Annotated in this window: 15 protein-coding genes; 12 read left to right on the top strand and 3 right to left on the bottom strand. The window is 64.1% G+C overall.

The genetic code is table 11. The features are described 5' to 3' along the window. Nucleotides 1–3 precede the first annotated feature (3 nt). Nucleotides 4–447 (bottom strand): hypothetical protein, encoded by a 444-nt coding sequence (locus A5788_RS05470; RefSeq protein ID WP_049698683.1) that lies wholly within the window; start codon nt 445–447, stop codon nt 4–6. A gap of 112 nt (nt 448–559) precedes the next feature. On the opposite strand from A5788_RS05470, the gene A5788_RS05465 reads away from it, so the two are divergent. Continuing rightward, a complete protein-coding gene (locus A5788_RS05465) occupies nt 560–1,060 on the top strand; it encodes a TIGR04338 family metallohydrolase (RefSeq protein WP_049699012.1) in 501 nt (166 codons plus the stop codon). 36 nt (nt 1,061–1,096) lie between these two features. On the opposite strand, the gene A5788_RS05460 is transcribed toward A5788_RS05465, so the two are convergent. Together A5788_RS05460 and A5788_RS05455 are read right to left on the bottom strand one after the other, a co-directional pair. Further along, complete coding sequence (locus A5788_RS05460; RefSeq protein WP_049698684.1) at nt 1,097–3,154, bottom strand: CocE/NonD family hydrolase; 2,058 nt, start codon at nt 3,152–3,154, stop codon at nt 1,097–1,099. Nucleotides 3,155–3,397: 243 nt separating this feature from the next. Next, a complete protein-coding gene (locus tag A5788_RS05455; protein ID WP_049698685.1) occupies nt 3,398–4,636 on the bottom strand; it encodes a glycoside hydrolase family 76 protein in 1,239 nt (412 codons plus the stop codon). A 292-nt stretch (nt 4,637–4,928) separates the two neighbouring features. On the opposite strand from A5788_RS05455, the gene rplJ reads away from it, so the two are divergent. The 11 genes from rplJ to A5788_RS05400 all read left to right on the top strand — a co-directional run bounded on the left by rplJ (nt 4,929) and on the right by A5788_RS05400 (nt 16,625). Beyond that, nucleotides 4,929–5,453, top strand: coding sequence for a 50S ribosomal protein L10 (gene rplJ / locus A5788_RS05450; RefSeq protein ID WP_049698686.1), 525 nt, complete (start codon nt 4,929–4,931; stop codon nt 5,451–5,453). 99 nt (nt 5,454–5,552) lie between these two features. Next, a complete protein-coding gene (gene rplL / locus A5788_RS05445) occupies nt 5,553–5,942 on the top strand; it encodes a 50S ribosomal protein L7/L12 (RefSeq protein WP_049698687.1) in 390 nt (129 codons plus the stop codon). 339 nt (nt 5,943–6,281) lie between these two features. Continuing rightward, nucleotides 6,282–7,541, top strand: coding sequence for an ABC transporter ATP-binding protein (locus A5788_RS05440; protein WP_049698688.1), 1,260 nt, complete (start codon nt 6,282–6,284; stop codon nt 7,539–7,541). A gap of 2 nt (nt 7,542–7,543) precedes the next feature. After that, the gene (locus tag A5788_RS05435) at nt 7,544–8,350 is read left to right on the top strand and encodes an MlaE family ABC transporter permease (protein WP_005209182.1); all 807 of its coding nucleotides are present in this window, start codon (nt 7,544–7,546) and stop codon (nt 8,348–8,350) included. Nucleotides 8,351–8,352: 2 nt separating this feature from the next. After that, nucleotides 8,353–9,225 carry an MlaE family ABC transporter permease gene (locus tag A5788_RS05430; protein WP_005209184.1) on the top strand — a complete coding sequence of 291 codons (873 nt, stop codon included), beginning with the start codon at nt 8,353–8,355 and terminating at the stop codon, nt 9,223–9,225. Nucleotides 9,226–9,228: 3 nt separating this feature from the next. After that, nucleotides 9,229–10,566, top strand: a complete 1,338-nt coding sequence (locus A5788_RS05425; protein WP_049698689.1) for an MCE family protein — start codon at nt 9,229–9,231, stop codon at nt 10,564–10,566. After that, nucleotides 10,563–11,642: an MCE family protein gene (locus tag A5788_RS05420; RefSeq protein WP_049698690.1), complete on the top strand. Its 1,080-nt coding sequence runs from the start codon at nt 10,563–10,565 to the stop codon at nt 11,640–11,642. Before A5788_RS05425 ends, A5788_RS05420 begins: the two co-directional genes overlap by 4 nt. 2 nt (nt 11,643–11,644) lie before the next feature. Further along, a complete protein-coding gene (locus tag A5788_RS05415; RefSeq protein ID WP_005209189.1) occupies nt 11,645–12,700 on the top strand; it encodes an MCE family protein in 1,056 nt (351 codons plus the stop codon). Continuing rightward, complete coding sequence (locus A5788_RS05410) at nt 12,697–14,013, top strand: MCE family protein (RefSeq protein ID WP_049698691.1); 1,317 nt, start codon at nt 12,697–12,699, stop codon at nt 14,011–14,013. The genes A5788_RS05415 and A5788_RS05410 overlap by 4 nt, the downstream gene beginning before the upstream one ends. Next, on the top strand, nt 14,013–15,347 hold the full coding sequence (locus tag A5788_RS05405; protein WP_049698692.1) for an MCE family protein: 1,335 nt from the start codon (nt 14,013–14,015) through the stop codon (nt 15,345–15,347). Before A5788_RS05410 ends, A5788_RS05405 begins: the two co-directional genes overlap by 1 nt. Beyond that, the gene (locus tag A5788_RS05400; protein ID WP_064866754.1) at nt 15,348–16,625 is read left to right on the top strand and encodes an MCE family protein; all 1,278 of its coding nucleotides are present in this window, start codon (nt 15,348–15,350) and stop codon (nt 16,623–16,625) included. It begins immediately after the preceding gene. The last annotated feature ends 29 nt before the right edge of the window (nt 16,626–16,654 follow it).

The raw sequence follows: 16,654 nt of genomic DNA, 5'->3' as shown, positions 1-16,654 counted from the left end.
GGCTCAGCGCATCTCGCCCTGCAGTGCTTGGGTATAGCGTTCGTTCTGGGCCGCGTCGGTGCCCGCGGGAAAAGTCAGCACGAGGTCGACGACTTGGAAATCTCCCGGATGTGCGCCCGCGTAGAGCTGCGCGCGGCCGGTGCTCGGAAACTGCATGAGGATCACTTGATCGGACTCGACGGCACTGCTGCATCCGGCCGCCGGACACCGCGCGGCGGTCGCGTCGTGACGGCCGGTGACGGGCAGTCCGGTGGCGGCGATGCGGTCGAGCACCTGGTTGAGCTGGGCGGGGTCGACCGGGTTGTCGACGTACGACGTCGAGGGCGCCGACACCGTGGAGACCTCACCCGACGACGAATTGCAGCCGGTCAGTGCACCCCCGACGATCGCGGCGCCGACGATCGCGATCGCGGCAGACTTCCCGATGGTGTGCGAGCGCGGCGTCATCGCGTGGACTCCCTGCGTGTCGAGGTGCGAAGTGCTGACCTCGTCGAGCCTAGTCACGGCGGGGTCGGCCCCGGAATGTGCGGTCGCCGGGTGCGAACGGTCGGGGAGCGTCGTGCCGCCGCGTGACACCCGACGTGAACGGTTCTACGAGGCCGAGCGCATGGTGTTCCGGCTGTTCGAGCGTGCCGGCGGTACGCACACGGTGCAGCTCGCGGGCACGGAACTCACCCTGCCCGTCGAGGCGCAGTTCGCCTCGGTCGACTCCATACGCGACTACGTCGGTCGCGTGCTGTCGATGCTGTCGGTGGCGCAGCGTTTCGACGCCGCGTCGACGCCGGTGACGGTGCGGGCGCGCCGCGGACACCGCTCGGCGCACTACGCGCGGCACCTGGACTCGGATCTGCGTGAGATCGCCATCCCCGACTCCGCCGAGGGTCGCTGGGCGCTGCGTGAATTGGTCGTGCTCCACGAGATCGCGCATCACCTCGACGATTCGGACGGCCCGGCCCATGGTCGGCAGTTCGCGACGACACTGACCGAACTGGTCGGGCTGGTCCTCGGACCGGAGGCCGAATTCGTCTACCGCGTGGTGTTCGCGGATTCGGGTCTGTGAGGCGTTCGACGAACGTGCCTCTTCGACGAACGTGCCTCAGAGCCCTTCGCCTGCAAGGAAAGTCAGGTGACTCGGATGCTCAGGGTCGAGGATCAGGCGTTGCCTGCGGCCGCGCGCCTTGACCAGGTCCGGCACGACGGTCAGGTAACGCGGGAAACTTGCCGCGTACACGTCGACTCGTAGCCGATGGCCGGGTTCGAGGACGGCGTCGGTCGGGACGAGATCGACGTCGATGCGTACCGGGGCGTCGGGCGGTACGGGCAGTTTGCGCTTGCGCGACAAGAAGTGGTGCGCGCCAACGAGACTGCCGTCCGAGGCGTAGGTCGATTTGCTGGGATCGAGCGCCCGATTCGACGCCGACAGGGCGCCGTTGGTCAGTACCTTCGACGTTCCGTCCGGCGCGACGTCGTTGACGGTGACGGCCCAGATTGCCTCGTGTGCGGTGGTGGCGACGTTGAGCCGTAGATTCATCGAACCGCTGATCGGTGTCTGCTGGGTGACGGGAGCGCTGGTGAACGAGAGTGCACCGCGTTCCTGGAATCGGGCGTCGGCGTTGAATGGCCTGCCGAGGGCCATCGTCGCGCCCGCTGTCACCTGCGTCATGTCGCGTGAGACGAGGCCGCGAACATCCGGGCGGACATGTAGCGAGGCGTAGTCGGAGCACGGGGTGGATTGCAGGCTGCCGTCGTGCACGCAATGTGTTGCGCTGGAAGAACACTCGCTGGAGAGGTAGAGCCGACGCGGCGAAACGCCCTGGCGCGGGAACGACTGACCAGCAGTCCACGTGCCGCCCTGCTGGCGCAGTGTCACCGGTCCGTAGTGTTCGACGCCGTTCGCGTGCCCCTTGAGCCAGCGGTCGAACCACGCGCGTTCGAGGACGTCGAGACGAGGTGGCGCGAACTTGCCGCCGTAGCCGGACCCGACGTCGAAGTGATAACCGTCTCCGACGATCAATTGCTTGCGGCCCGGTTCGAGGTTGAGGCGCTCGTAAATGCCTGTGGCACTGCGTCCGAAGAGGTCGTGCCATGCACCGACGGTGAGCGTCGGCGCCTCGATCCGGTCGACCTGCGGATCGCGGGCGTCGAAGTACGGGTCGTCGAAGATGCGGTCGTCGCGGGCGGTGAGGAAACCCCAGAGGAGCGAGGGGATTTCGGTGGCCGGTGACGCGACGCGGTCACGAAGCCAACGGAAGTGGTTGCCGCGCAGAACATCTCGCATCAGCGTCGACGGATTCGGTACCCACTTCAGGATGTTCACCACCGACAGCCATGCCGGGATGAAGGCGGAGGGCATGCCGCCGGTGATGTAGATGTCGCGCACGATGTCGTCGCAACCCTCGACCGCGAACACCGCGCCGAGCTGGGGTGGCCGCTTGTCGGCGGCCTGCAGCGAGTTGATGGCCGAGTACGACCACCCCGCCAGTCCGATCTTGCCGTTGCACCACTCCTGCTCGGAGACCCAGTCGATGATCTCGACGGAATCCTGCTGTTCACGCGGCCCGAGGATCTCCCATTTGCCGTGGCTGGCGCCGGTGCCGCGAACGTCGACGATGATCTGGGCGTACCCGCTGCGCACCAGGTTTCGATTGATCCCGAAGACGTCGATCACGCCGCCCGCGAGCACCTGGGTCAGAGTGGTCAGCCCCTCGAGTGCCGTGCCTGTCGCGTCGACCGATCGCGCAGCCGCGCGCACGGCACCTCCGAGGACGGGTGCGTGCATCGTGGTGTCGATGAAGTCGATCGCGGCGCGGTTGTAGGGGTTGATGTTGATGATCGCCGGATAGGGCGTCGTGACCACCTCGCCGAAACCTGTGGCAGGCCGAACGATCGTCGCCCGCAACTCGACGCCGTCGCTCATCGTCAGGGTGACATCGCGGTCGATCGAGACGCGGGGGTAGACCTGCGGGCCGTCGACCTGCTCGCGCCAGCGCATCGCACTGGCGCCTCCGGTGGGATCGCCGAGGGGGAGTGTGCCGAAGACGGGTGTGTCGGTGCTGGATCGGCGCAGTGATGAAGGGTCAACTGGAAATGGCTCGATGCGCGCGCGCTCTGTCGCCGCGTGCTCGTCCGCTGTCGGTCTCAACTGAAACGCCATGGTGCATCAGCCTGCCTTTGAGGTCACTGCACCTGCGTCAGCCGGTCGTTGTCCGGTGGGCGTGCCGCCGCGGATGCCGTCACTTCATCGTGTCGGTAGGAGTGACACGAACCGCGTTGTGGCACAGCCACAACCCCACCCAAATGTGGTCCACATCACTCCGGACCTCGACAATAGTGCATGTCGTGTCTCAGAACGCTAACTAGGGGGCGTCAATTTGGCGCTCAGTGCCATAATCGCAGGTCAGGGGCGAACATTTTGTTCGGATAGGCCGAGATCTATTGCGGCAGCGGCCTCGAGGACCATCCAACCGGACAGTTGAACCGACAGATCGCGTTCGGGAACCGACGACGAATTGACCGCTCCCGCGATGAATGCGGCGTCGGTACCGCCCCTGGTCGGCCGAATCGCCTGCTGGTGCCAGTCGGCGCTGAAGACCACGGTGTCGTCGACTTCTGCACGCGTGGACCACGCGGCGTCGGCGCTGCTGAGTACGAGTGCAGCGCTGCGTCGACGCAACTCATCCGCCCCGGGGAGATCGGCAGGGAGATCGGTGGCGACCAGAGCCAGATAGCGCGCGAGTACGCCCATGAACAATCCGCCGTCGCCGCCGCCCGCCCCGCGGATCACGCCGTCGGGGCACTCGTGTGCCTCGACCGCGGTCAGGAGTCGATCGATGCGGTCGAGGTGAACGGTCTCACGGGTGCGGCGTGCCGCCTCGACCTCGGACCCGAGTACGACGCCCTGACAGTAGGTGTAGATGGCGGTGACGCGTTCGAATCCGTCGCCCTGCGGCTTGATGCCATCGATGACGAGGTGGGAGTCGGGGTCGACGAGGGTGGTGTCCATCCAGTCGCACATCGCCAGCGCACGGTCGAGGTGGCCTGTGCGCGCGAGCAGGATGGTCGCCGGACCATTCGCCGGCGCATTGAAGAAGGTGTCGACGGTGCGCCACGGGATTCCGCCGCCGCGCTCGGGCTCCCATGCGTCGTACATGCGTTTACTCAGGGTGCGTAGCGCTTTGGGATGGTGGAGTTCGAGGTGGCGGTCGGCACGTTCGATCGCCAGGCCCAGCCAGGCCATGTCGTCGTAGTAGTTGTTGGTCCAGCGGCCGAGGTTGCGCAGCCGGATTCCGCGGAGCAGTCGGTTGGCGACGTCGGCGAGGTGCGGGTCGTAGGACATGTCGTCGGTGGGGCGATGGATCGCGGCGTCGACGATGAGGTCGAGAAGGTGTGCGTGCCACCAGTAGTGCCAGAATCCGAAGCGACTCCGGACGACGTCGAGCGGTAGTCTCCCGAGCGGCCAGGCGATCGTCGCGAGGCGGGTGCCGGGGACCCACCATGCGTGCCTCAGATGTCGGCCGAGAATGGCGTCGGCCGCGATCGCCGCTCGTGCGTTGGGTTCGGTGACAACAGATGCGTTGGGCTCTGGGACATTGGGTTCTGGTACACCGTCTGCGGACGATTTGGATGCATTCCCCATGGTCGGGTAGCCTATTACTTCGGTGTGACGTGTACATGTACGTCGTATCGGTTCAACCAGAGACCGTCGGTCATCGGGAGCGATTCCGATCGAAGGACGACTGCAGCGTCGAAAGACGCGAGGTCGGCGGCCCACGCAGGGAGAACGAGGAATAGTGGTGAGCGCCTGGCGCTCTGCCGAGAAGCTACGCCCCGTGCCATCTGCGTGCCGGGGCGTTTATTCGTTTCGCCCCTCCTTGCGGGTATCTGGTCCGAACTCTGACCAACTCGAGTGATGAGGAAGGAGGCGAAGTATGGCCAAGTCCGAAAAGATCGCAGCAGTCGCTGAGATCGCCGAGCAGTTCAAGGGCTCAACGGCGACGGTCGTCACGGAATACCGTGGATTGTCCGTCACCCAGATCACCGATCTGCGACGTTCCCTCGGCGAGGGCGCAACCTACTCCGTCGCCAAGAACACCCTTGTGAAGCGTGCCGCTGCTGAGGCGGGCGTTGAGGGACTCGACGAGCTGTTCTCCGGCCCGACCGCGATTGCCTTCATCGAAGGTGAGCCGGTGGTGGCCGCGAAGGCGATCAAGAACTTCGCCAAGGACAACAAGGCTCTGGTCATCAAGGGCGGGTACATGGATGGCAAGCCGCTGTCCGTTGCCGAGATCGAAACGATCGCCGACCTTGAGACCCGTGAGGTCTTGCTGGCCAAGCTCGCCGGTGCCATGAAGGGCAACTTGGCAAAGGCCGCCGGACTGTTCAATCAGCCGGCGTCGCAGGTGGCACGACTCGCTGCCGCCCTGCAGGAGAAGAAGGAATCCGCAGGCGAATAAGTACTTCGGTACTCATCCGCCAGCACACAAGCATTCCCCCGCGCGGGGATTGAACAAGACAAGATGCCCCGCGTGGGGACTTACAGGAAGGACGCCACCATGGCGAAGCTCACCGCTGACGAGCTCATCGATCAGTTCAAGGAACTGACCCTGCTGGAGCTCAGCGATTTCGTGAAGAAGTTCGAAGAGGTCTTCGAGGTCACCGCGGCCGCTCCGGTCGCCGTTGCCGCTGCAGGTGCCCCGGCTGCTGCCGGCGCCGAGGCTGCTGCCGAGCAGGACGAGTTCGACGTCATCCTCGAGGGTGCCGGCGACAAGAAGATCCAGGTCATCAAGGTCGTGCGTGAGGTCGTTTCCGGCCTCGGCCTGAAGGAGGCGAAGGACCTCGTCGAGGGTGCTCCCAAGCCGATCCTGGAGAAGGTCGACAAGGAGGCCGCCGAGGCCGCCAAGACCAAGCTCGAAGAGGCCGGCGCCAAGGTGTCCGTCAAGTAAGACGGGCTCTCAGGGCTCCCAGCCACGCTCTTCATACGAGCCCGGGACAGCATTGCTGTCCCGGGCTCGTTGCTGTCTCTGCCTGGCCCACAGTTGCCGTGCAATGTGACCGGCGACCTACTTTTGTTATGTCGGTGGCATGGGATACTCTCTTGGGCAGTCAGGTTACCGGCCGGTAATTGGCCAAACCTGAGAACCGCCGAGAGGCGGTGTGGCTACGGGGGAACTGTCCGCTAGAGTGACCCCAACCACAGTTGAGTCCACCTGCGTTGTGCCGCCTGCGTCCGATGTGTTGCCTTGGCTGCCGCGCTTCGGGACCCGAGTTTCTTGGAGGATGTAGTGGGTGTTGAGGTCAGCGTCGAGGGGCTCACCAAGTCTTTTGGTTCTCAGAACATCTGGCGTGATGTGACGTTGACCTTGCCGTCGGGTGAGGTGTCTGCACTGCTGGGGCCGTCCGGTACCGGTAAGTCGGTGTTCTTGAAGACGCTGATCGGTCTGTTGCATCCCGAGCAGGGTTCGGTGGTGATCGACGGCACCGATATCACCCAGTGTTCGGCCAAGGAGCTCTACGAGATCCGCAAGTTGTTCGGCGTGTTGTTCCAGGACGGCGCGCTGTTCGGATCGATGAGTTTGTACGACAACATCGCGTTCCCTCTTCGTGAGCACACGAAGAAGAAGGAAGACGATGTCCGCAAGATCGTGATGGAGAAGATCGATCTGGTCGGTCTGGCGGGCGCCGAAGACAAACTGCCGGGTGAGATTTCCGGTGGTATGCGCAAGCGCGCCGGGTTGGCGCGCGCGTTGGTGCTCGACCCCCAGATCATTTTGTGTGATGAGCCGGACTCGGGCCTCGACCCGGTCCGCACCGCCTATATCTCCCAGTTGCTGATCGACATCAACGCTCAGATCGACGCGACGATCCTGATCGTCACGCACAACATCAACATCGCCCGCACGATTCCGGACAACATCGGCATGTTGTTCCGTAAGGAACTGGTGATGTTCGGGCCACGTGAGCAGTTGCTGACGTCGGAGCAGCCGGTGGTCAAGCAGTTCCTCTCCGGTGATCGGTTTGGTCCGATCGGTATGTCGGAGGAGAAGGACGAGGCGGTGCAGAAGCAGGAAGAGGCTATGCAGGCCGCCGGCATCGGTGGTGGTGGTACGAAGGATGATTTCTCGGAGATCATTCCGCAGGTGCAGCCGAATCCGGGTATGCCGGAGCGCAAGGCCGTGGCCCGTCACCGCGAGCGGGTGTTGGAGTTGTTGCCGTCGTTGCCGGAGAACGCGCAGCGCGCGATCCGTGAGTCGATGGAGCAGGAAGACCAGATCCGCGAGGAATCCCGCGCCCACGCCGCCAACACGCAGGGCGTCGAATGGTCCGACACCGACGGCGAGGCGCAGGTCGGTAGCGAAAACGTCATGGTCGACACCTCCACCGATGTCATCGATCACGGTGACCGTAATCAGGGTGGGTACGGAAACGATTACGCCGGAGACGATGCGCAGACCCAACAGTGGGCTGTGCCTGAGGAAGCGAAGACTCAGCAACTCGAGTCGGAACGTCCCGAGGGTGGGCGTCACTACGGCGGGGGCTCTTAGGTATGACGAATGCCACCACGCGTGGCGTCGACAGAATCGCGCGGGCCGGTGAAGGTGCACTCGCCCAGACAGGCAATATCGTCCAGCTTTTCGTCGATGTAGCACGCCAGACTTTCGTGCGCCCATTCCAGTGGCGCGAGTTCATTCAGCAGGCATGGTTCATCGCCAGCGTGACGATCCTGCCGACTGCCCTCATCGCGATCCCGTTCGGCGCCATCGTGTCTCTGCAGACCGGTTCGCTGATCAAGCAGCTCGGAGCGGAGTCGTATACCGGCGCCGCGTCGGTGCTGGTCGTCATCCAGCAGGGCTCGCCGCTGGTCACCTCGCTGTTGATCGCGGGTGCAGCAGGCTCGGCGGTTGCCGCCGACCTCGGATCGCGGACGATTCGCGAAGAGATCGACGCGATGGAGGTGCTGGGAATCAACCCCATTCAGCGCCTCGTCGTACCTCGTGTGCTCGCGATGGTGTTGGTTGCGATCCTGCTCAACGGTCTGGTCGCCGTCGTCGGTATCGGTGGTGGCTACTTCTTCAACGTGGTCGTCCAGGGCGGAACGCCGGGTGCGTATCTCGCGTCATTCGGTGCGCTGGCCCAGCTTCCCGACCTCTGGATCTCACTCCTCAAAGCAGCCATCTTCGGTGTGATCGCGGGCGTCGTGGCGTCGTACAAGGGACTCACCCCGAAGGGCGGACCCAAGGGTGTCGGTGACGCGGTGAACCAGAGTGTCGTCATCACCTTCCTCCTGCTGTTCCTGGCCAACCTGATCATCACTGCGGTCTACCTGCAGATCGTCCCGCCGAAGGGGAGCTGACCATGGCCGGTGGAGTGACTATCGCCAAGAGCCGCCCCGAGTACTACATGTACGAGGCGCGCAAACAGCTCGGCAAACCGCTGAAGCTGCTCGACGGTGCGGGCGAGCAGATGTCCTTCTACGGACGCACGCTCGCGTGGATTCCGCGCACCCTGGTGCACTACACGCGCGAGGTCTTGCGCATTCTCGCCGAAGTGGCGTTCGGTTCCGGCGGTCTCGCCGTGATCGGCGGCACCGTCGGCGTGATGGTGTTGATGTCGGGGTTCACCGGCGTCGTGGTCGGTCTGCAGGGCTACGCCGCGCTCGACCAGATCGGCTCGCAGGTACTCACGGGCTTCTTGTCGGCGTACGTCAACACCCGAGAGGTCGCGCCGCTGGTCGCAGGTCTCGCGTTGTCGGCGACGGTCGGCTGCGGTTTCACGGCCCAGCTCGGTGCCATGCGGATCTCCGAAGAGATCGACGCGCTCGAGTCGATGGCCGTCCCGTCGATCCCGTTCCTGGTGTCGACGCGTGTCATCGCAGGCTTCATCGCGGTCATCCCGCTGTACGTCCTGGGACTGTTATCGGCGTACTTCGCCTCGAGAGTGGTGACGACTGTCTTCAACGGACAGTCCGGCGGCTCGTACGACCACTACTTCAACCTGTTCCTACCGCCAGAAGACGTGTTGTGGTCGTTCGGCAAGGTGCTGGTCTTCGCGTTCGTGATCATTCTCGTGCACTGCTATTACGGCTACTACGCAAGTGGTGGCCCCGCGGGTGTCGGCGTGGCCGTCGGACACGCGGTTCGAGCGGCGTTGGTCCTCATCGCCGTGCTCGACTTCTTTCTCGGCCTCGCCATCTGGGGGACGACGACGACTGTGAGAGTGGGGGGCTAGGCGATGACAGTGATTCGTCGCCGGTTGCTCGGACTGGTGTTCTTCATCGTGGTCGCACTGTTCTTCACGCTCACGATCATGAAATTCAACAAGGACTTCACGACGTTCACCGACGTCACGCTGAAGACCGACTCCGTGGGTAACGCGCTACCGACGAATGCTGACGTGAAAGCGCGCGGCGTCCTCGTCGGCGAGGTGCGCGACATCGAACCCGCAGGAAATGGCACGGTCAACGTGACGCTCGGCCTCAAGCCCGAGATGGCCGCGCAACTGCCTGCTGACACCACCGCGCGCATCCTGCCCAAGACGCTGTTCGGTGAGCGCTACGTCGCACTTCAGGTGCCCGAGCAGGCGTCGGGTCCGACGCTGGCCAACGGCGCGACGATCCAGACCGACACGAGCGGCAACGCGAAAGAGGTCCAGGATCTCCTCGACCGTCTGCTGCCTGTCCTCGACGCGATCCCGCCGCAGGACCTCAACGTGACCCTGACCGCGCTTTCTCAGGCGCTCTCGGGTCGCGGTGAGCAGATCGGTACGACGCTCGAAGAGCTCAACACCATCTTCGGTCGTCTGTCGACACCGAAGAATCTCAACTCGCTCGAGGGCACGTTGCAGGGCCTCGCGTCGTTCTCGAAGACCTATTCGACGGCGTTGCCCGACGTCATCGACGCGCTCGACAACTTCCGCACGACCAACAAGACGATCGTCGATCGTCAGGGCGATCTGCGGACGTTGATCGCAACGCTCGGAACCGCGTCGACCGACACGACCAACTGGTTGCAGCAGAACGGCAACAACCTCGTCGATCTCGTCACCGACTCGGAGCCGTTCCTGACCGGACTCGCCAAGCAGTCGCCGACGTTCGTCTGCGCCTTCCACAACTTCGCGACGCTGATCCCGGAATCGGAGAAGATCGTCGGAAAGGGCACCAAGAATCCCGGTGTGCGCGTGAATCTGCAGTTCGTCAATCCGCGCGGTCGCTATCTGCCCAACCAGGACGAGCCGCGGTTCTTCGACCAGGATGCCCCGGCTGTCTGCTACGACCCGCCGACCAACGGCCGCCCGTTCCCGCAGTACCCCGGCGGTAGCCTCGCCGACGGCTCGTACCAGCCGCCGTCACGCAACCCCGGCCCGACGACTGTCCAGAAGCTGCCGCAACCGCAGTTCACGAAGACCCCTGTCGGGACAATCCGCGAGAACTCGTTCGACGATCCGACCTACCGGGCGCAGCTGAAGGTGATCTACGGCGCGGCCAGCGGGACCGAACCCGACGACGTGCCCACCTGGACCACCATGATCGGTGCTGCGCCACTGCAGGGAGCGCAGGTGCACATCAAATGAAGTCCATTGTGGGGCCGTTGACCAAGCTGATCGTCTTCGCTGTGGTCACCGTGGTCGCGACTGCGCTGCTCGCGCTGACCATCGCCAACATCGGTGGTGGGGCAGACAACGACTACAAGGCCGTGTTCTCCGACGCGTCGATGCTCAACAAGGGCGACGACGTGCGCATCGCCGGTGTGCGTGTGGGGCAGGTCAGCAACGTCGAGGTCTACGACAAGAACCGGGCACAGGTCTCGTTCAACGTCGACCGCCAGCTGCCCGAGGGTGCGCAGATCTACATCAAGTACCGCAACCTCACGGGTCTGCGTTACCTCTCGGTGGAGAAGGGTGCGGGCGATGCGTCGCAGACCGTGAACCCCGGCCACACCTTCGGCGCGAACCCGAACGAGAACAACACGCATCCCGCGGTCAACCTGACGCAGCTGTTCAACGGCTTCAAGCCGCTGTTCCGCCAGCTTCAGCCCGAAGACGTGAACAAGCTCTCCGACGAGATCATCAAGGTCTTCCAGGGTGAGTCGAGCAACGTGTCGAGCCTGATCAGCGATACTGCCGATCTGACCAACTCGATCGCCGACAAGGACGCCGTGATCGGCGACCTGATCACCAACCTGACCAAGGTTCTCGACACGGTCAACCGTAATGACGAGCAGTTCACCGCGCTCCTCGACAACACCGAGCAGTTGGTGACGGGCCTTGCCGCACAGCGCGGTTCGGTCGGTTCGGCGATCACGTCGGTCTCCAACCTGACAGCGGTCACGGCGTCGATCCTCACGTCGACGCGACCGTCCATCCAAGGCGACATCGCCGGCCTCAAGCAGGTGGCCGACCAGGTCAACAAGCGTCGCGACGACGTCGCGCAGATCCTGACCAACCTGCCGATCAAGCTCCAGAAGATCGGCCGTGCGGCGACATTCGGTTCCTGGTTCCAGTTCTATCTGTGCGGAATCGACGTCGTCGCAGGAAACGGCAAGTCGACGCTGCTGACGCAGCCGCTCGTCCCGCTTCCGTACATCAACCACGTCCTTTACACCAGCGCGGCAAGCCGTTGCTGGAAAGACAACCAGCCAGGGGGGTGAGCATGGCAGACGGAACAGCCCAGAAGAAGCCGGGGCACAAGCGATTCGGTGGGCATCGCAGCCCCGTCAGTATCGGTGCGATCGGTATCCTGATCCTGCTCATGATGGCGGTGTCGGCGTTCTACCTGACCTCGTTGCCGCTCGTCGGTGCGGGTGCCCAGTACACGGCCAAGTTCACCGAGGCCGCCGGGCTGCGCAAGGGCGCCGAGGTGCGCGTCGCGGGCGTGAAGGTCGGTGAGGTCAGCGACGTCTCGCTCGACGGAAACCGCGTCGACGTGAAATTCCGCGTGACCAACACGTGGATCGGCGATCAGACGCAGGCGTCGATCCAGATCAAGACGGTGCTGGGGCAGAAGTATCTGTCGCTCAATCCCCGTGGCAGCAAGATCGCCGACCCGAGTGTCGCGCTCACCGATACGGTGTCGCCCTACGACGTGATCGAGGCGTTCTCCGACGCCGCCGACTCGGTCGAGACCTTGAACACCGATCAGCTCGCGACGTCGATGAAGGCGATCTCCGACACGTTCTCCGGAACGTCGGGCGATGTCGGACCTGCGCTCGAGGGCGTCACGCGTCTGTCGCAGACGATCGCCAGCCGCGACCAAGAGGTGCAGAAGCTTCTCGAGGCGACCAAGAGCACGTCGAAGATTCTCGCCGATCGCAACCAGGAGTTCGTGAAGCTGATCGCGGGTGCAGGCCAGTTGCTCGACGAGCTCAACAACCGCCAGAAGAACATCTCGGCGCTGCTGAAAACGACGACGGCACTGAGTGATTCGCTGAGTGGGATCGTTCGGGACAACGAGGCTCAGATCGGCCCGGCGCTCGACTCGCTGAAGGGTGTCAACGATCTGCTCAAGGAGCAGAACAAGAACCTTCAGGACACGATCACGTACATGGCGCCGTTCTATCGGCTCTACGCGAACGTGCTCGGCAACGGTCGGTGGTTCGAGTCCGTGGTGACCAACCTCCTGCCGCCTGCGCTGCCGCAGCAGAACACGACGCGCCTGCCCAACAAGCAGGCGAACCAGAACAACGGTGGAACGGAGGCAACCGGATGACCACCCCGGATCTGTCCAAGACCTCCGGTCCCGGACGTTGGTTCACCCCACGCCACATCGTGATCATCGTGCTCGGGTTGATTCTCGCGCTGATCGTCGCCGGTGCGCTGTGGTGGGTCTTCAGCTCGATGGGGACCACCAAGATTAACGCGACGTTCGCGCGGACCGTCGGTATCTACAAGGGTTCCGACGTCCGGGTTCTCGGCGTGCCCGTCGGCAAGGTCGACTCGGTCACCCCCGACGGCCAGACCGTCAAGGTGACGATGACCGTGAACCGCGGCGTCGACCTCCCCGCCGACGTGCGTGCGGTTCAGGTGATCCCGTCAGTGGTCGCCGACCGTTACGTGCAGCTGACGCCCGCCTATTCGGGTGGCCCGAAGGCGCCGCGAAACATCACGCTGACCGAGAAGCAGACGATGGTTCCCGTCGAGGTCGACAAGATCTACGAGAGCGTCGAAAAGCTGTCGAAGGCGTTGGGTCCCAACGGAGCCAACAAAGACGGCGCGGTCAGCGACCTCGTCGCGGTCGGCGCGCAGAACCTCGAGGGCAACGGCGCCAAGCTCGGCGATGCCATCGAGAATCTGTCCAAGGCGACGACGACGCTGTCGGACTCGCGCGGCAACATCGTCGACACCGTCAACAACCTCGACGTGTTCGTCGGAGCGTTGAAAGAGAACGACTCCCAGGTACGCCAATTCAACAACCAGATGGCGTCGTTCAACACGTTCCTCGCGGGGGAGCGGCAGCAACTGTCGGCCGCGCTGAACAAGCTGTCGATCGCGCTCGGCGACGTCGCGACGTTCGTCGCCGACAACCGCGAGCAGATCGGCCAGACCGTCAACGATCTCAAGCCGACGACCCAGGCGCTCGTCAACACTCAACAGAGTCTCAAGGAGACGCTGACCGTGCTGCCGCTGACGATCAACAACCTGATCAACGCGTACGACGCGGAGTCGGGCACGATCGCCATGCGTCTCACGCTGCCGGACCTGCAGGACCCGACACAGTCGACCTGTCAGTTCCTCGACCTCGGTGCGCTGCTACCGGGCAATCCCGCGGCAGATCAGTTCAGCGACACGCTCAAGCCGTTCATCAACCAGTGCAAGACGATCGGCAAGCAGATCACCAACAACGTGCTCACCCCGATCCTGCCGGTGTTGCCGTTCGGCATCATGAGCAACAACAAGCTGCAGAAGTACCCGGTGCCGGGAACCGTTCCCGGGACACCCGACCCGCAGGCGAACCCGGGACCGGCGACCAAAACGCCGGCATCGGCGAAGCCGTCGGCCACACCACGGTCGGGAGGTAACTGATGACTCGGCGTCTCGGTGAGTTCGTTCCGCGCGCGTGGCGTGGGGTCATCGCCGCGGTGGTGGTGCTGACAGCGGTGCTGACGGTCGCGGGCTGCGGGTCGAATGGTATCCAGTCGATCCCGCTGCCCGGCGGCGTCGACGTCGGCGACAACCCGCGCACCTACAAGATCCAGTTCTCGAACATCCTCGACCTGGTTCCGCAGTCGGTGGTCAAGCGTGACGGTATCCCCGTCGGGCGTGTGACCAGCGTCGAGATCCCGAAGAACGAATGGTTCGCGCTGGTCACCGTCAAGGTGAAGAACGACATCGACCTGTCCGATCAGGCCGGCGCGGCGGTGCAGCAGACGTCACTGCTCGGCGAGAAGTTCGTCGCTCTGACAGAGCCTGCGAACAGTGCGTCGTTGCCACGCCAGGACCAGTCGACGGCGATCCCGCTGGATCGCACTCGTACCGCAACCGATATAGAGCAGGTGCTCGGTGCGCTGTCGATGCTGCTCAACGGTGGTGGGATCAACCAGCTCGAACCGATCGTGACCGAGCTCAACAAGGCGCTCGACGGTCGCGCCGACAAGGTGCACGACCTGATCGGCAACGCCAGTTCGCTCGTGGCAGGTCTCAATCGCCAGCGCGACTCGATTCTCGCGGCGATCGACGGCCTCGACAGGTTGTCGGACAGGGCCGCGGCGCAGACGACGCAGATCGACCGCATCCTCAAGGAACTGCCTGCAGGTGTGGCGGTGCTCGAGGAGCAGCGTCCGCAGTTCGTCGACCTGCTGACCAAGCTCGACAAGCTCGGACAGGTCGGCACCGACGTTCTCGGACGATCGCACGATGCGTTGATCACCGATCTGAAGGCGCTGCGTCCCGTGCTCACAGAGCTCGCGAAGGCTGCCCCGGATCTCATCACCGCGGCACCGCTGATGCTGACGCACCCGTTCCCGGATTCGTTGCTGCCTGCTGTTCAGGGCGACTCGACGAACCTGTTCATGACGCTCGACCTGCGGCTGTTGAACCAGCTCGAGGCGTTGGGAGTCGGACAGGGCACGCCGAAGTACCAGCCGTCGCAGCGTCACAGCGTTCCGGTGAATCAGAGCAACCCGTACATCAACGGGAACGGCCCGCGCTACGGCTGGCCGACCATCACGTTGTTGCCGCCCGCTCCCAATGCGACACCGGGTCCGAACACACCACCGTCGGGTGGCCGCTATCCGGCATCGGCGACGGTCCCGCGCGGCAGTGGGGCGTCGGCGGCCAAACCCGCCAACTTCCCGGCGCCGGCGTCGAGTGACCAGAGGTTCATCGATGGTCCGCTGAAACTCCTGGGGGTCGGATAGATGATCAGCAGACTCGCGAAGATCCAGCTCATCTTGTTCGTGGTCGTCGGCCTGGTCGCGATCGCCTTTGTCGGCGCCAAGTACGCACGACTCGACAAGACGGTCGGCATCGGCACGTACACGGTGACGGCGTCGCTGAAGGATTCGGGCGGCATCTTCACCAATGCCGAGGTGACCTACATGGGCATCCCGGTCGGTCGTGTCGGCAAGCTCGAGCTGACAAAGACCGGAGTGAACGTCGCACTCGTCATCGACTCGAACTCGCCGCAGATCCCGGCGGATTCGGTGGCGGTGATCGCGAACCGTTCGGCGATCGGTGAGCAGTATGTCGACCTGCAACCGCAGTCGACGGGCTCGCCCTACCTGGCCGACAACTCGACGATCACGCGGTCGTCGGTTCCACCACCACTCGAAGACGTCGTGTCGTCGGCGATCGACTTCACGCAGTCGATCCCGATCGACGACCTGCACACGGTCATCACCGAGCTGGGCAAGGCGTTCAACGGGCAGTCCGAGAACCTGACGCGGCTCGTCGACTCGCTCGGCAAGCTCTCGCGCGCAGGTGTCGACAACCTCGACCAGACGATCTCGCTGATCAACAACGCGAACGTCGTGCTGGCGACGCAAGCCGAGCAGTCCGATCAGATCCTCGCCTGGTCGCGCAGTCTCGACCTGGTCACCGCGACGCTCGCGGCGTCCGACCCGGACCTGAGGCGATTGCTCACCACCGGAACGACGTCGGCGACGCAGATCTCGAATCTGATCCAGAAGAACGGCGGCGACATCGGCAAGGTCGTCGGTCAGCTCTCCGAGGTTGCACGCACGATCCAGCCCGCCGGCTACATGACGAACGGAACGTTCGCGATGCTGTCGGCGCTGTCGGCGGGTAGCCATTCACCTGCGCCCGGCGATGGCCAGATCCACTTCGGCATCGTGCTCGAGACCAATAACCCGCCGGCATGTACGCGTGGTTACGAGTCGACCGACGCCATGATCGACAACATCCGTAAGAAGGACCCGACATTCGACATCCGCTACGACGAGTTCCCGTTCAACACGCAGGCGTCCTGCAACGTCCCGTTCGGAAATCCGACCGGTGTGCGCAGCGCCAAGCGCGTGGAGTACGCGAACCCGAACACACCTCAGCCCTGGGATTCGACCCCGAAGAAGGATCCGGACAAGCTCAACCTGACGCCGCTGGCCACGCAGTTGGCGGCGATGATGGGCGTCCGTCCGGTGAAGCCGGGTGGGTTCGGCACCGACGGATTCGGTGGCTGACCGGCGGGAGCGCCGCGTCGTCGACGATG

Origin of the sequence: Gordonia sp. 852002-50816_SCH5313054-c (assembly GCF_001665925.1) — a bacterium.
Classification (GTDB): Bacteria; Actinomycetota; Actinomycetes; order Mycobacteriales; family Mycobacteriaceae; genus Gordonia; species Gordonia jacobaea.
The sequence above is the reverse complement of the archived record's forward strand: the minus strand, read 5'-3'. Positions and strand labels throughout refer to the sequence as shown.

Excerpts from the sequence above, each read along its gene's own strand:
- A5788_RS05435 (WP_005209182.1), top strand. The coding sequence starts at position 7,544 with ATGACGAATGCCACCACGCGTGGCGTCGACAGAATCGCGCGGGCCGGT.
- rplL (WP_049698687.1), top strand. The coding sequence starts at position 5,553 with ATGGCGAAGCTCACCGCTGACGAGCTCATCGATCAGTTCAAGGAACTG.
- A5788_RS05405 (WP_049698692.1), top strand. The coding sequence starts at position 14,013 with ATGACTCGGCGTCTCGGTGAGTTCGTTCCGCGCGCGTGGCGTGGGGTC.
- A5788_RS05420 (WP_049698690.1), top strand. The coding sequence starts at position 10,563 with ATGAAGTCCATTGTGGGGCCGTTGACCAAGCTGATCGTCTTCGCTGTG.
- A5788_RS05400 (WP_064866754.1), top strand. The coding sequence starts at position 15,348 with ATGATCAGCAGACTCGCGAAGATCCAGCTCATCTTGTTCGTGGTCGTC.
- A5788_RS05410 (WP_049698691.1), top strand. The coding sequence starts at position 12,697 with ATGACCACCCCGGATCTGTCCAAGACCTCCGGTCCCGGACGTTGGTTC.
- rplJ (WP_049698686.1), top strand. The coding sequence starts at position 4,929 with ATGGCCAAGTCCGAAAAGATCGCAGCAGTCGCTGAGATCGCCGAGCAG.
- A5788_RS05455 (WP_049698685.1), bottom strand. The coding sequence starts at position 4,636 with ATGGGGAATGCATCCAAATCGTCCGCAGACGGTGTACCAGAACCCAAT.
- A5788_RS05460 (WP_049698684.1), bottom strand. The coding sequence starts at position 3,154 with ATGGCGTTTCAGTTGAGACCGACAGCGGACGAGCACGCGGCGACAGAG.
- A5788_RS05415 (WP_005209189.1), top strand. The coding sequence starts at position 11,645 with ATGGCAGACGGAACAGCCCAGAAGAAGCCGGGGCACAAGCGATTCGGT.
- A5788_RS05470 (WP_049698683.1), bottom strand. The coding sequence starts at position 447 with ATGACGCCGCGCTCGCACACCATCGGGAAGTCTGCCGCGATCGCGATC.
- A5788_RS05425 (WP_049698689.1), top strand. The coding sequence starts at position 9,229 with ATGACAGTGATTCGTCGCCGGTTGCTCGGACTGGTGTTCTTCATCGTG.
- A5788_RS05430 (WP_005209184.1), top strand. The coding sequence starts at position 8,353 with ATGGCCGGTGGAGTGACTATCGCCAAGAGCCGCCCCGAGTACTACATG.